The organism is Rhodococcus sp. 06-156-4, from assembly GCF_002259345.1.
GTDB lineage: Bacteria > Actinomycetota > Actinomycetes > Mycobacteriales > Mycobacteriaceae > Rhodococcoides > Rhodococcoides fascians_E.
The window spans coordinates 293,143-308,338 of the sequence record NZ_NPGB01000018.1 but is presented as its reverse complement, the minus strand read 5'-3'; the positions used below and the strand labels follow the sequence as shown (position 1 = coordinate 308,338).

Annotated in this window: 9 protein-coding genes; 6 read left to right on the top strand and 3 right to left on the bottom strand. The window is 65.6% G+C overall.

Annotation, left to right across the window (positions count from 1 at the left end):
• Nucleotides 1–168: 168 nt before the first annotated feature.
• Nucleotides 169–1,980, top strand: a complete 1,812-nt coding sequence (aspS, locus tag CH290_RS12160; protein WP_019666411.1) for an aspartate--tRNA ligase — start codon at nucleotides 169–171, stop codon at nucleotides 1,978–1,980.
• Nucleotides 1,981–2,043: 63 nt separating this feature from the next.
• Here the strand turns inward: aspS and CH290_RS12155 are convergent, their stop codons facing one another.
• The 3 genes from CH290_RS12155 to CH290_RS12145 all read right to left on the bottom strand — a co-directional run bounded on the left by CH290_RS12155 (nucleotide 2,044) and on the right by CH290_RS12145 (nucleotide 5,175).
• Nucleotides 2,044–3,249 (bottom strand): DUF2189 domain-containing protein, encoded by a 1,206-nt coding sequence (locus tag CH290_RS12155; protein WP_141216244.1) that lies wholly within the window; start codon nucleotides 3,247–3,249, stop codon nucleotides 2,044–2,046.
• Between the two features lie 143 nt (nucleotides 3,250–3,392).
• Complete coding sequence (locus CH290_RS12150) at nucleotides 3,393–4,382, bottom strand: DUF2189 domain-containing protein (protein WP_033189676.1); 990 nt, start codon at nucleotides 4,380–4,382, stop codon at nucleotides 3,393–3,395.
• 142 nt (nucleotides 4,383–4,524) lie between these two features.
• Nucleotides 4,525–5,175 (bottom strand): RDD family protein, encoded by a 651-nt coding sequence (locus CH290_RS12145; RefSeq protein WP_249277808.1) that lies wholly within the window; start codon nucleotides 5,173–5,175, stop codon nucleotides 4,525–4,527.
• A gap of 206 nt (nucleotides 5,176–5,381) precedes the next feature.
• Between CH290_RS12145 and CH290_RS12140 the strand changes: the two genes are divergently transcribed.
• From CH290_RS12140 to CH290_RS12120, 5 genes are all read left to right on the top strand, one after another.
• A complete protein-coding gene (locus tag CH290_RS12140; protein ID WP_033189677.1) occupies nucleotides 5,382–8,780 on the top strand; it encodes a transglutaminase family protein in 3,399 nt (1,132 codons plus the stop codon).
• 48 nt (nucleotides 8,781–8,828) lie between these two features.
• Complete coding sequence (locus tag CH290_RS12135) at nucleotides 8,829–11,564, top strand: circularly permuted type 2 ATP-grasp protein (protein WP_033189678.1); 2,736 nt, start codon at nucleotides 8,829–8,831, stop codon at nucleotides 11,562–11,564.
• Nucleotides 11,561–12,469 carry a transglutaminase family protein gene (locus CH290_RS12130; protein ID WP_019666405.1) on the top strand — a complete coding sequence of 303 codons (909 nt, stop codon included), beginning with the start codon at nucleotides 11,561–11,563 and terminating at the stop codon, nucleotides 12,467–12,469. The genes CH290_RS12135 and CH290_RS12130 overlap by 4 nt, the downstream gene beginning before the upstream one ends.
• Before the next feature lie 80 nt (nucleotides 12,470–12,549).
• Complete coding sequence (locus tag CH290_RS12125; RefSeq protein WP_019666404.1) at nucleotides 12,550–13,728, top strand: protein kinase family protein; 1,179 nt, start codon at nucleotides 12,550–12,552, stop codon at nucleotides 13,726–13,728.
• Nucleotides 13,729–13,735: 7 nt separating this feature from the next.
• Entirely contained in the window at nucleotides 13,736–15,142 is a 1,407-nt protein-coding gene (locus CH290_RS12120) for a replication-associated recombination protein A (RefSeq protein ID WP_019666403.1), read from the top strand.
• The last annotated feature ends 54 nt before the right edge of the window (nucleotides 15,143–15,196 follow it).

Below are 15,196 nucleotides of genomic sequence, written 5' to 3'. Positions count from 1 at the left end.
CCTTCCAGGAAGAACGTCCCCCCGGGCGAGTTGCACGGCCCGATCCGACGTTTGTCGAACTGCAGCTTCCCATGCCTGAAGCGGTATCGCGTTTCCTGTCCGGACGTCGCCTCCGTAGGATTGGTGACCGACGAACACGCTTTGTTCCATTTTTGTGAAAGGACACCAGTGCTGCGCACCCACCTCGCCGGCTCACTTCGATCCGAGCACGTCGACCGAACTGTCACCCTGACGGGGTGGGTTGCGCGTCGCCGCGATCATGGCGGTGTCATCTTCATCGACCTTCGTGACGCATCGGGCGTCGCCCAGGTCGTGTTTCGCGAGGGCGATGTGGCCGAGAAGGCACACCGCCTGCGCGCCGAGTACGTCGTGAAGGTCACCGGCAAGGTCGAGGGTCGCCCCGAAGGCAACCAGAACTACGAAATCCCCACCGGTGCGGTCGAGGTCGATGCCACCGACATCGAGGTTCTGTCGGAAAGCGCGCCGCTTCCTTTCCAGCTCGACGATCAGCCGGGTGAGGAAGCGAGGCTGAAGTACCGCTACCTGGACCTGCGTCGAGAAGGACCCGGCCATGCAATCCGGCTGCGATCGCAGGTCAATGCTGCGGCGCGTGGTGTCCTGGCGCATCACGAGTTCGTCGAAGTGGAGACACCGACGCTGACGCGGTCGACGCCCGAAGGCGCCCGCGACTTCCTGGTCCCTGCACGCCTTCAGCCCGGTAGTTTCTACGCGTTGCCGCAGAGCCCGCAGCTGTTCAAGCAGCTGCTGATGGTCGGCGGTATCGAGCGGTACTACCAGATCGCCCGCTGCTACCGCGACGAGGACTTCCGCGCCGACCGCCAGCCGGAGTTCACTCAGCTCGACGTCGAGATGAGCTTCGTCACCCAGGACGACGTCATTCTGCTCGCCGAGGAGATCCTCGCCGCGCTGTGGAAGCTCGTCGGACACGACATCACGTCGCCCATTGCGCGCATCACGTATGCCGACGCGATGCGTCGCTACGGTTCGGACAAGCCCGACCTGCGGTTCGACATCGAACTGGTCGAATGCGCGGACTTCTTCTCCGCCACGGAGTTCCGCGTGTTCCAGGCGCCGTACGTCGGCGCCGTCGTCATGCCGGGCGGGGCGTCGCAGCCGCGCAAGCAGTTGGACAAGTGGCAGGAGTTCGCGAAGCAGCGCGGGCACAAGGGTCTGGCCTACGTTCTGGTCGGCGAGGACGGGACTCTGGGCGGACCGGTCGCGAAGAACCTCACGGACGAAGAACGGGACGGAATTGCCGCCCATGTAGGCGCGAAGCCCGGTGACGCGATCTTCTTCTCCGCCGGCGCCGTCAAGTCCTCGCGAGCTCTCCTCGGCGCTGTCCGAGGCGAAATCGCGCGCAAGCTCGACCTCATCGATCCGAAGGCATGGGCGTTCGTGTGGGTCGTCGACGCACCGCTCTTCGAGCCGACGTCCGACGCCACCGCGAGCGGCGACGTCGCGGTCGGCTCGGGTGCCTGGACCGCGGTTCACCATGCATTCACATCGCCGAAGCCGGAATCCATCGATACCTTCGACACCGATCCGGGCTCGGCCCTGGCGTACGCGTACGACATCGTGTGCAACGGAAACGAGATCGGCGGCGGAAGTATTCGTATCCACCGCAAAGACATTCAGGAACGAGTGTTCGCGATCATGGGCATCGGCCACGAGGAAGCGCAGGAGAAGTTCGGCTTCCTGCTCGACGCGTTCAGCTACGGCGCGCCTCCGCACGGCGGAATCGCGTTCGGGTGGGACCGCATCACCGCGCTGCTGGCAGGCGTCGACTCCATTCGCGAGGTCATCGCCTTCCCGAAGTCCGGCGGTGGCGTGGACCCGTTGACGGATGCCCCGGCACCGATTACCCCGTTGCAGCGCAAGGAATCCGGCATCGATGCCAAGCCGGAGAAGATTGCACAGGAGAAGAAGGACGACACTACGGACGCGCCCTCCGCGGAATAGAAGCCCACCGCAGCAGAAACCCCCGCAGCCGCCAGAGCTGCGGGGGTTTTTCTGTTCGAAGGCCTACGCCGGCGAGACAGCTCCCGCGGACAGGACGCGGTACGCGTAGGTCACCGCGATCACGCTCGTGGGAACGGTGAACAGAAGCCCCAGCCCACAGGGCACTGCTCCGACGATGTTGATTCCGGCCACCGCAAGGTACAGCAGGACGAGCTTGCCCGGGCTGACACCGAGCAACCTGATGTTGGCGGTCAACGCAGTCACCGCCGATGCACCACGGTCGATGATGAAATGCGGACCGAACCAGATCAAGAGCCCGAGAAGCAGACTGATCGACAGGGATGCCAGGGTGGGCAGCGACGGGGCCACGGCACTGATCAACGAGACGACGACTCCGAACAGGGTCAGCTGCACCAGGTTGGGCAGACGCCAGAACTCGCCGAAGCCGGGCCTCGCACCGTCCAATTCCAGCAACGCACCCCGGATGAGCAGGGCCCCGGCGAAGAATCCGATGACGCCGGCCACGAACGTGATCACGAGCAGGCCGACCGAGAATCCTCCGTCGGCGGTCGGAGCGAACATCGTGTTCTCGTACTCGGTCGAGCTCGAGATACTGGCGATGATGATGGCGAACAACACGACGTAGCCCAGGACGGTCACCGCCGCGAAGACCCCCATGAAGCCGAGCCACACGCCGATGTTGGCACCGAACTTCTTCCAGCCGTAGCTCAGAGCCGCGCCGACACCCAGCGACGTCGGTGGCGTGTAGTGCGGGTGCGAGAAGGGCGGCGATGCGTAGGACCCTTGCGCGTACGGCGGTGGAAATTGGGACCCGTCCCAGGGTTGTGTCGACGGGTACGTGGGATAGCCCCCGCCGGACAGTCCGTAGTCAGGCTGTTGGCCGTACGCGGGCGGCGGCCCGTAACCCGGTTGCGACTGGTTGTATTGAGGCTGGCCTGGATACGTGGGCTGGCCCTGATACGGGGGCTCCCCTGGGTACAGGGGCTGCCCTGGATACGGGGCCTGTCCTGGGTACTGGGGCTGGCCTGGATACGGGGTCTGTCCTGGGTACTGGGGCTGGCCTGGATACGGGGGCGGTGTCGGATTTCCGGGCTGCTGAGGGTAGCCGCCGAGGCCCTGCTGCCGAGGGTCGTACGGTTGCTGGGTGTACCCCTCTTGCGGGTTCTGATCCTGCGGTGCGCCCTGCTCTGGATCCGGGGCGCCGCCCCCGGTGTTGCTCGTACCGCCGCCGTCGTGGTCGTTCAACATCTCCCTCTCGCCGGAATCTTCCTGTCTGTCGTCGCCTGGACCGGCCCGTCTTCGGACGGTGGACCCAGGCGACGACAGAACAATACGGCGAGTGACCGACGATTCCATACCGAGCAGTCTGATGCTCGAAATCGCGCCGGGATCTAGACCGCAGCCGTGCGGGACACGATGCGATACGCGTAGGTCGACGCGATGGCGGAGATCGGGATGGTCACGAGCAACCCGAGGAAGCACGGGATGGCTCCGAGGATGTTGATCCCGATGATGGCGAGGGCCAAGAGGAACAGTTGTCCTGCGTTCGAGGAGATCGCTCGGAAACTGGACTTGATGGCGGCGACGGCGTCCTCGTTGCGGTCGATGACGAATTGCAGTGTCCACCACGACAGGAAGGTCAGAACGAGACCCGGGATGACGAGCAGGACGAACCCGACCAGAACCATGATGGCGACGAGAACACTGGCGATGATGATCGAGGCAACGTTGGCGAACTGGAAGAAGGACCCGATGGCGGGCTTGTTGCCGTCGACCTCGTGCAGAGCGCCACGGATGAACGCGGCATTGATGATGTACCCCACGATCGCCGAGACGACGGTGCCGATGATCGACCAGATGCCGAACAACGCGGACACGTCACCCGAATTCCCCGAGCGACCGAAAACGAGGTTCAAGATCACCTGAACGACTGCTGCGATGACGACGATGCCGATCCAGACGCCTGCATTGTCCTTGAACTTGTTCCAGCCGAACGAGAGCGCATCACCGACGTTCAGCGTGGGCGGCAGGCCGACGCCGTGTCCGCCGTAACTCTGTCCGCCGTAACCCTGGCCGCCGTAACCCGGGGATGGCGGATAGTTGCCGGGCGGTGGTGGGTAGTTGCCGGGCGGCGGGGGATAGCTGCCCGGAGGTGGCGGGTAGTTTCCGGGCGGTGGTGGGTAGGAGCCGGACGGTGGCGGATAGTTTCCGGGCGGCGGGGGATAACTACCCGGAGGCGGTGGGTAATTGCCCGGAGGCGGTGGGTAATTGCCCGGAGGCGGTGGGTAATTGCCCGGAGGCGTGTTACTGCCCGGGTGACCGGACTGCTCGGGATTGTTGTCCTTGCCGTCCTGGGGTCCGTTCGGTGGGTTCTCGCTCACGATGTCTCCTCATCAGTGGTCGATCGATTGTGCCGCACCGATCCGCGTCTGCGGACCGAACCGGCAGGTGAATCGACGGGTGAAACGCAGCGAGCGGGCCCGCCGATGTGGAGGCGGGCCCGCTCGCTGATCGTTCAGCGGGTCACTTCGTGGTGATGACCTGGGTTCCGCCGGCGATCTCGTCGTGCTTGCCCTGCTTGGTCGGGCTGGAATTGATGGTCACCGCGATGACGATGTATGCAATGAACACCAGGAGTCCGCCGAGAAGGGGGACGATATTGAGAAGCATGAAGGCGTTGCGTTTCGCAGCCTCTGCCTGAGTTGGGTTGCCTCCGGCGACTCCCACCGTGCGCAGTCCCAGCAACTGCTTGCCGAAGGTTTGTCCGCGGGACGATTCGAGGAAGACGAAATACGAGAATCCGAGGACTGCGGAGATGATTCCGAAGAGGAGGCTGCCGAAGAACCCGGATGGAAGAATCACGTAGAAGACCGCGAGCACGATTCCGACGATGATGCCGTCGATCAGACGTGCGCCGAAACGTAGTCCGAGGCTCCCTGGTTGCCCGCCTCCGGGCAACTGTGAACCGGACCCGTATGCGGCGTTACCGCCGACCGGCGGCGGCGGGTAGTTGCCCGGAGGTGGTGGGTAGTTGCCGGGGGGAGGGTAGCTACCGGGAGGCGGATATCCACCGGCGTTTCCGGGAGGCGGGTACCCGCCGGCTGGGTTCTGGGGATACTGAGGCTGATTCGGATCCGAACCGTACTGAGGTCCGTTGGGCGGGTTCTCGCTCACTGATGTTCCCCTCGACTGACGTGATGTTGAGTCGTTGACAAATGTCTGGATTTCGACGCTGAGCGAACCGCACCCGGGGGTGCGTGTCAAGCACTACGCGCCCACCGCCCGTTTGGTTTCGTCGTCGATTCTCCACCGAGCGGGCACAGCTGAGGACCTCTAAGGTTGGTGGTTCTTACCGATTCGAGATTTGTGAGGGGCTCGCCGTGGGCATCAAGGTCGCTCTGGAACATCGAACAAGTTACTCGTTCGACCGCACGGTCCAAGTGTTTCCGCACGAGATCCGACTGCGGCCTGCGCCGCATTCTCGGACACCGATCGAAGCGTATTCGCTGAAGATCGAACCTGCCGAGCATTTCGTGAATTGGCAGCAGGACGTGTTCGGAAACTTTCTGGCACGCGTCGTTTTTCCGGAACGAACCGATCACATGTCGATCACTGTCGGGCTCGTCGCCGACATGGCCGTCATCAACCCGCTCGACTTCTTCGTCGAGGACTGGGCGGAGCATTTCGGTTTTCAGTACGACAAGGCGGACCTGCCGGATCTGGAGCCGTATCTGCGGCCCGTCGACGAGGACGAAGAAGGAAGTGGCCCAGGGCCGGTCGTGTCCACGTGGGTGGAGAAGTTGGAGGCGGCCGCACGCGAACGCGGTGACACGCTGCGCACCATCGATTTTCTGGTGATGGCGAACCAAGCCGTCCTCGGCGACGTCGGCTACTCGGTGCGGATGGAACCGGGTGTGCAGAGCCCGGACCACACGCTGACCACAGCTGTCGGTTCGTGTCGAGACTCGGCGTGGTTGCTGGTGTCCGTTCTGCGCCAGATGGGATTGGCCGCGCGGTTCGTGTCCGGGTACCTCGTGCAGCTCGCGTCCGACGTGAAGTCTCTCGACGGTCCGTCCGGGCCTGCAGCCGACTTCACGGACCTCCACGCGTGGACGGAGGTCTACCTCCCGGGTGCGGGGTGGGTCGGGATGGACCCGACCTCCGGATTGTTCGCGGGCGAAGGCCACATCCCTCTGTCGGCGACGCCGCACCCGTCCACGGCGGCAGCCATTTCCGGCGCCACGAGCAAATGCACTGCAGAGCTGGACTTCTCCAACACCGTGGTTCGGGTACACGAGGACCCGCGCACGACACTGCCGTACACCCAGGAGCAGTGGGACGCCATCCGGCGGACTGCATCGACGCTCGATGCCCGCATGAGTGCGCAGGACATTCGATTGACGGTGGGAGGTGAGCCGACGTTCGTCGCCATCGAGAATCAGGACGCGCCCGAATGGAACACCACCGCCGACGGTCCGCACAAGCGAATCCTGGCCAGCGCACTCGCCGAGCGTCTGCGCACCATCTACGCACCCGACGGGTTGGTCCAACGCAGCCAGGGCAAGTGGTACCCCGGTGAGCCGTTGCCGCGGTGGCAGGTCGGTCTGTATTGGCGGACCGACGGTGAATCGTTGTGGAGCGACTCCGATCTGATCGCCGATCCGTGGCTTCCTGCCGACGAGCGGCCCGCCGACGTGGACAACTCCGCGTCCCGGGCTCTGGTGGAAAAACTGGTGGAAGGCCTGGGATTACCGGCAGAGCAGGCACGACCGGCGTTCGAGGATCCGTTGGTGCGGCTACTCGACTACGTCCGGCAGCCGTACGGCGATCCGCCCGTCGACGCCGACATCGAACCCGGCACCGACACCCCGGACGCCCGTGCGGCGTTGCTGGCGAAGCTCGAGTCCAGTACCGACGAACCAGCGGCGTTCGTTCTGCCCATCGGCAGAACTCCCGACGGCACGAGGTGGCGCAGCGCGGATTGGACTCTCCGCCGTGGTCGCATCGTGCTTCTGGAGGGCGACTCGCCCGCAGGCTTGCGGCTTCCGCTCAGTGCCATCTCGTGGACCGGTGGTCCGCCGGAGAATCCGTCGGACCCGACCGACCGCAAGGATCCGTTGCCTGCGCGTCAGATGACGCAGCGTCCACCTCGGCCCGTCGACCCGGCCGAGGCGCGATACGCGCGACTCGCACTGGCGAACGAGTCGAATCGGGGCGTCGTCGGCGGCAACGGCGTGACGGCGCTCGTCGCCGAAGTGCGGGAGGGCATCCTGCATGTGTTCATGCCTCCCGTGGACCGGTTGGAGGACTTCGTCGATCTGGTCGCTCGGGTGGAGGACGCCGCGTCGGCGATCGAGACGCCCGTCGTCATCGAGGGCTACGGACCTCCGTCGGATCCACGCGTGCAGACATTGACAGTCACCCCCGATCCCGGCGTCATCGAGGTGAACGTTCAACCGTCGTCGTCCTGGGCGGAACAGAACGAGCTGATGGAGACGCTGTACCGCGAAGCACGCCGATCACGGCTGAGCACGGAAGGATTCGACAACGACGGCACGACGCGGGGGACCGGCGGCGGCAACCACATCACTCTGGGTGGCGTCACGCCGTCGGATTCGCCGATTCTGCGCCGACCGGACCTGCTGGTGTCGCTCCTGACTCACTGGCAGCGACATCCGTCGTTGTCGTATCTGTTCTCGGGTCGCTTCATCGGAACGACGTCGCAGGCGCCGCGCGCCGACGAGGGCCGCGAAGAGGCGCTGTACGAACTGGAGGTCGCGTTCAGTGAAATCCAGAGGTTGACGGGGTCGGACCGGACTGCGTCGCCGTGGGTGGTGGATCGCGCGCTTCGCCATCTGCTGACCGACATCACCGGCAACACACACCGTGCGGAGTTCTGCATCGACAAGCTCTACAGCCCGGACAGCACACGCGGCCGATTGGGTCTGCTGGAACTGCGCGGATTCGAGATGCCGCCGCACCACCAGATGGCGATGGTGCAGTCGCTGCTCGTGCGGTCGATGGTGTCGAGGTTCTGGGACACACCGCTCGACGCGCCGCTGATTCGGCACGGGTCGAACCTGCACGGCCGATACATGTTGCCGCACTTCGTGATCAGCGACATCGGCCGAGTCGCGGAGGACCTGAGAGAGCACGATATCGAATTCGACACCAGCTGGCTGGACCCCTTCACCGAATTCCGGTTTCCGCGGTTGGGGACCACCGTGATCGGTGATGCGGAATTGGAACTGCGCGGCGCGATCGAACCGTGGAACACACTGGGTGAGGAGTCGACGTCGTCCGGCACCGCCCGGTACGTCGACTCGTCCGTCGAGCGGCTTCAGGTGAAGATCGCCGGTGCGGACGATGGCAGATACATGGTCACGTGCAACGGGGTTCCGGTGCCGATGCTGCGGACCGAACGGCAGGACGTTCAGGTCGCCGGCGTCCGCTACCGGGCGTGGCAGCCGCCGAGTGCACTGCACCCGACCATCGAGGTACAGAGTCCGCTTCGGTTCGACCTCGTGGAAAAGCAAACGGGACGAGCAGTCGGAGGCTGCACCTACCACGTGGTTCATCCAGGTGGGCGGTCCTACGACGGGCCGCCGGTGAACTCGGTCGAGGCCGAGGCGCGCCGCAACGGTCGATTCGAGGAGGGCGGGTTCACCTCCGGCAAGGTGGACGTAGCAAGATTGCTCGAGTTGCAGGCGCGCCAATCGATCGACGTGACGGCGCCTGGCATGTTGGATCTCCGGCGTACGGGTGTCTACGCCGGCTAGTGGCCCGCGCGGCCACCCGCGACGCCCGACGGAAGGAATGACGACTCGATGGTGCCCGTGGATGCGACACCGAGCAGCGCGGCCCCTGTCGGCGCGTCGCCCGAGTCGGTGACGTCGTCGGGTGCGCCCGGTTCGACGGTCGGATTCGCGTCGACGGAAGCGGTCGAGGCGTATCGCAGCCGTCGGCGCGGGTTGCCGGGTTCGGACGACCGGTACGACGAACTGCTGAGTGACGGCGCCGGCGAGAGAGACGGGAAAGTCTCGGGCCTCCGTCGGCAGTGGTCGGAACTGATCGTCGGGCTCGATCGGGCCGGTCGCGGAGGCGAACGCGCCCTGCAGAATCGAGTTCGCAGCCTCGTCGACGAGCACGGGATCACGTACAACCCCGTGTCGGTGGGGGCGTCCGAGGCGCTCACGACTCCGGTGAGGTGGGGCCTCGACGGCATTCCGCTGGTGCTGGCCGCCGAGGACTGGGATGTTCTCGAGGCCGGACTGATCCAGCGCGCGCGTCTGCTCGATGCAGTTCTCACCGATCTCTACGGCGACATGCGCACGGTCACCGACGGTGTGATTCCTCCGCAACTGGTGTTCGGCGACCCCGGGTACGTCCGTGAGGCGCACGGGATCACCGTGCCAGGTCCACGGCAACTGTTCTTCCACGCCGCCGACGTGGGCCGGGCATCCGACGGTCGGTTCCGAGTGGTCGCCGATCGAACACAGGCGCCGTCGGGAATCGGGTACGCGCTCGCGGACCGCCGTGTGATGTCGCGGGCGACGCCCGAGTTGTTCCAGGACACGAATCCGCGCCCGTTGTCGACGTTCGCTCGCGCTGTCCGGTCTGCGCTCATCGACGCCGCCCCCGCGGCTGCCGAGGACCCCGTCGTCGTGGTCCTCAGTCCCGGATCGCACTCGGAGACGGCTTTCGACCAGGCGTACCTCGCCACTGTGCTCGGGTTCCCGCTGGTGGAGAACGCCGATCTGGTGGTGCGCGACGGATACCTGTGGATGCGTTCGCTCGGCAAACTTCGCCGGGTGGACGTGGTCCTGCGGCGCGTCGACGCCGAGTTCACCGACCCGTTGGATCTGCGTCCCGATTCGCGGTTGGGTGTCGTGGGGCTGGTCGAGGTTCTACGTCGCGGTGCAGTCACCGTGGTCAACACCCTCGGCAGTGGTGTGCTCGAGAATCCGGCACTTCCTTCTCTTCTACCCGCGCTGAGTCGTGCGTTGCTCGACGAGGACCTGCTGCTCGAGTCGACGCCGTCGATCTGGGGCGGGGAGCAGCACGGGGTCTCGCGTCTGACGGCAGGCGTTCGCTCGTTGATCTTCCGATCCGTGACGACTCGTGACACAGTCGTCGGCCACGACCTGACCGATGCCGCGGCAGGCGAATTCGTCGATCGTCTGCGTGCCGAGCCGTGGACGTGGGTCGGTCAGGAAGTCCCCGAGTTCTCCAGTGCACCCGCCGGGTCGGGTTTCGGCGGCACGATCGGTGCCGCCGAAGTCGGGATGAGGCTGTTCAGCGTCGCCCAGCGAACGGGATACACGCCGATGACGGGCGGCCTGGGGCAGGTCCTGGTCACCTCGCCCGTGGCGGACCCGCTGATCGCGGTGGCGTCGAAGGACGTGTGGGTGCGTTCCGCCGAGCGGGTGACCACGGCCGATTCGGCTGCCCACACGCCGCCCGCCTCGGTCGAGGAGTTGCCGCAGTACGCGGCGACCGAGAACGTCGACGTCGTCAGCTCGCCCCGCGTGCTCGGCGATCTGTTCTGGTTCGGGCGCTACAGCGAACGCGCCGAGGACATGACACGTCTGTTGATCGCGGCGCGCGAACGACACCAGGATTACCGCTCGATGCCGTGGCTGGACGGCAGCGACAGCCTGCCCATCCTGCTGCAGGCCGTGACGAAGGTGTCTCGTACCGGCCCCGGCTTCTTCGACGAGGACGTCTGCGCCGACGCGGTCGCCGAGCTTCGGTCGCTGATGCTCGACGTGGACCGACTCGGCTCGGTCGCACAGTCGGTGGATCGTCTGCAGCAAGCCGCGCGAGGTGTCAGGGATCAGCTGTCGAACGACACCTGGGCTGTTCTGAGCCGGATCGAGGCAGCGCTGGGCGAGCTAGCCGACACCGACACCGCCGACGGCGCACAACTGGCGGCGTCGCAGTCTTCGGTGCTGCGCGGTCTGCTGTCACTGTCCGGTCTGGCGTCCGAGTCGATGGTGCGTGACGCGGGCTGGTACCTGATGGACTGCGGCCGCCGGATCGAGCGCGGGCTTCAGCTGACGGCACTGCTGTCCGCCACGCTGAGCCATGCGTTGACACCGTCGACCGAGCAGGCGGTCATCGATTCCGTGCTCGGCGCGGCGGAATCGTCGGTGATCTATCGTCGCCGCAACCGGGGCCGTGCACGCCCCGCCGCCGTCGCGCAGCTGCTGTTGTTCGACGAATACAACCCACGATCGTTGGTCTATCAGTTGGATCGAGTCAAGGACGATCTCGGAGCGCTTCCCGACGCGTCGGGCACGTCGCGGGCGGAACAACTCGTCGAACAGATCGCGGTGCGGCTGCGACGCGTGGATCCGGGCGACCTCGAAAGCGTCGACGCCTCGGGCAGGCGGGTGGACCTCGTCGAGTTGGTGGACGGCATTCACGATCAGCTCGAGGAACTCTCTCGTGTGGTGCTTGCGACGCACATGGTGCTTCCCGGCGGGACTCAGCCGCTGTGGGGGACGGTCGCCGGTAACCTCTCGCAACGTCAGACGACGGGAAGTGGTGATTTCCGATGAGCAGGCGGTACAGAATCCGGCACATCACCACCTACACGTATTCGGATCGCGTGACCTCGTCGTACGGACGCGGGTTTCTCGCTCCGCGGGAGTTCGAGGGTCAGCGTTGCCTCGAGAAGTCGGTCGAGGTGCAGCCGGCGCCGACGGATCAGTCCTACGGCGTCGATGTCTTCGGAAACGAGGACGTGTACTTCCACGTGACGAGCGACCACGACAGACTGGTCGTGACCGCCGATTCGCTCGTGGAGGTCGACGAGCCGTCCACTCGGGACCTGGAGTCGGGTGCGACGGAACCGTGGGAGACGGCCAGGCCGCAGGCACCGGGGGAGTACACCGCGTCCGGTGCACGTGCCACGGCCGTGGAGTTCGTTCTCGACCTCGTCACGCCGGAGATCACCGACGGCGTCGTGGCGTACGCGGAGGCGAGCTTTCCGGCAGGTCGGCCACTCCGAGAGGCGATCGTCGATCTGACGCACCGCATCTTCACCGATTTCACCTACCAGTCCGGCTCCACGACGGTGTCGACGAAAGTCGCGGACGTGCTCGAGGCGCGATCGGGCGTGTGCCAGGATTTCGCCAGGCTCGCGATCGCGTGCCTGCGGGCGAAAGGTCTTGCTGCTCGATACGTGTCCGGCTACCTGGCCACCGAACCCCCACCGGGCAAGGAACGGATGATCGGGGTGGACGCCACCCACGCCTGGGCTGCCGTGTGGACCGGCGCGGCTGGATGGCTCGCCTTCGACCCGACCAACGACCAACTCGTCGACGAGCGGTACACGACGGTGGCGTGGGGCCGTGACTACGCCGACGTTCCGCCACTACGAGGCGTCATCTACACCGAGGCGGAGGAAAGCAGCATCTCGGTGTCCGTGGACGTCGCTCCGGTCGGTTTTCCTGCGTCGTGACGAAATCGGTACGTAGGTTCCTCCAGTAGGTGCCGTCAGGCGCCACAGTCTGTCGGAACTACCGGGTATCTTGGTAGCCGATGACCGCAACATTGGCAGACCCTGTATCCGAGGTGGTGGCCGCCGCTCAGCACCTGCTGACGAGGCGCACCGGCGCACCTGTCAGGCTGGTGGACCCAGTCGATCTCGGAGGCAGTGGTCAAGCAACCGTCCTCCGAGTTCGGGTGGCGGAAAACCCCTTTCAGCTGCCACGCACTCTCGTGATCAAGCAGGTCAGGGAAGCGTCTGCCGATCTCGGTCCCGAGGTCGACTCGGCGGCCGACACCGAGTCCGGTGGCCCCTCGGCGTTTCTTCGGGAAGCCGCGTCGTATCAATTCGCCACGGCACTCGCCACCGACAGCAGGCCAGGTCCGGATCTGCTCGCCTACGATCTGGGTGCACGTCTGCTGATTCTCAGCGATCTCGGCGACGCGAGCCCCATCACGGCGCTACTGAAGCACTCCGATGCAGCGTCGGTCACCAACTCGCTGATGGCCATGGCGCAGGCGCTCGGGCGTATGCACGCTGCGACGGTGGGCCGAGAAGACGATTTCGCGGCACTGCTCCGTCGGGCCGGTGTACCGACCAGTGCCGACGGTATCTCGGCGCAGATCCCCGACGCGCTCGTCGCCGTCCCCCGGATGCTCGAGGAGGACCTCGGCATCACCGACACTCCGGATGCTGTGCGTGAACGTGTCGAGCGCAGCGGCCGTCTGTTCGCCCACGGTGCGTTTCGTGCTTTCAGTCCGTCCGACCTCTGCCCGGACAACATCCTCGTCAACGAGGAAGGTGTCCGCTTCCTGGACTACGAGTGGGGTGGCTTCCGCGACGCCACACTGGACATCACGTACGCGCTGGCGTCGTTCCCCGGCTGCCTGTGCCACTTCGAGCTGTCCGCCGACCGAGCGCAGGCCATGATCGACGCGTGGCGCGCCGAGGTCGTCGGCATCTGGCCGCATCTGGCCGACGACGGTGTTCTGGCGTCGAAGATCCTGGATGCGCAGCTCATCTGGGTCTGGTTGACGACGTACTGGTTCCTCCCGAACGACCACACCCGTATCGCTGCTGCGCGCGCGCATCATCTGTCGGTGCCGCGTTCGGATGCGCTCATCTCTCGATGGAACGTCCTCGTCGACCAAGCAACTCGGACGGGTGACACCGATGTCGCCGCGTTCGCCCTCCGCGTCGTCACGGCGCTGGAGAGCAAGTGGGATCGCTGATCGGGGAATGAACGCGAGTTTCGGCTCCGGTCTCGACGACAACGACGAACACGGTCTGTTCGACGCGCCGACCGACGAGCCATCCACCCCGGGTGAGCTGGATTCGGTCCCCGAACAGTCGTTTCAGGCGCGTCCGTACACGCCACCCGAGGCGCCGTTGGCGGTGCGGATGCGCCCCGTCACGCTGGACGAGGTCGTCGGCCAGAGCCATCTGCTCAAGCCGGGAGCACCGCTGCGCCGGCTCGTCGACGGTTCCGGCGCGTCGTCGGTCATGCTCTACGGACCTCCGGGGACGGGCAAGACCACGCTCGCCTCGCTCATCTCGGGCGCAACCGGACGAAAGTTCGAGGCCCTGTCCGCGTTGTCGGCCGGCGTGAAGGAAGTCCGCGGGGTCATCGATCTCGCGCGACGTCGATTGACTGCGGGTGAACAGACCGTCCTCTTCATCGACGAGGTACACCGGTTCTCCAAAACACAGCAGGACGCGTTGCTCGCCGCGGTGGAGAACCGCATCGTGCTTCTGGTCGCCGCGACGACGGAGAATCCCTCGTTCTCGGTGGTGTCACCGTTGCTGTCGAGGTCGCTCGTGCTGCAGTTGCAGCCTCTCGCGTCGTCGGACATCGAGATGTTGCTGACCCGCGCTGCGAACGATCCACGCGGACTCGACGGTGCGGTGTCCATCGACGAGGACGCGATGGAACATCTCGTCCGACTCGCTGCAGGTGATGCCCGACGCGCACTGACCGCGCTGGAGGCAGCGGCGGGTGCGGCTACCGGGCCGGTGCTGGATCTGGCGACCGTCGAAGCGAGCGTGGACAAGGCGGCGGTGAGGTACGACCGCGACGGAGACCAGCACTACGACGTCATCAGCGCGTTCATCAAATCGATTCGTGGGTCGGATGTCGATGCGGCACTGCATTATCTGGCACGGATGATCACGGCAGGGGAGGACCCTCGGTTCATCGCCAGGCGACTCGTCGTTCATGCGAGCGAGGACGTCGGTATGGCAGACCCCACTGCGCTTCAGACCGCGACGGCCGCCGCGACGGCGGTGCAGATGATCGGTATGCCGGAGGCGCGGCTGGCGCTGGCTCAGGCCACCATCCATCTGGCGACGGCACCCAAATCGGGTGCTGTGATCGCTGCACTCGGTGCGGCCATGGCCGACGTCGCGGCAGGGAAGTCCGGCACCGTCCCTCCTCATCTTCGTGACGGCCACTACAAGGGCGCCGAGGCGCTCGGCAACGCGGTCGGATACAAGTACCCGCACAACGATCCCGGTGGGGTTCTTCGTCAGCAGTACCCGCCCGACGAGCTGGTCGGGGTGAACTACTACGAACCCACCGATCACGGAGTCGAACGGGAGATCGGCACACGCGTCGGCAAGCTCCGCAGGATCGTGCGCGGTGGATGACGCGCAGGTCGCGGCGCATGCGCGGGCGCCGTGGTTCTCCGGTTAACCTGTACC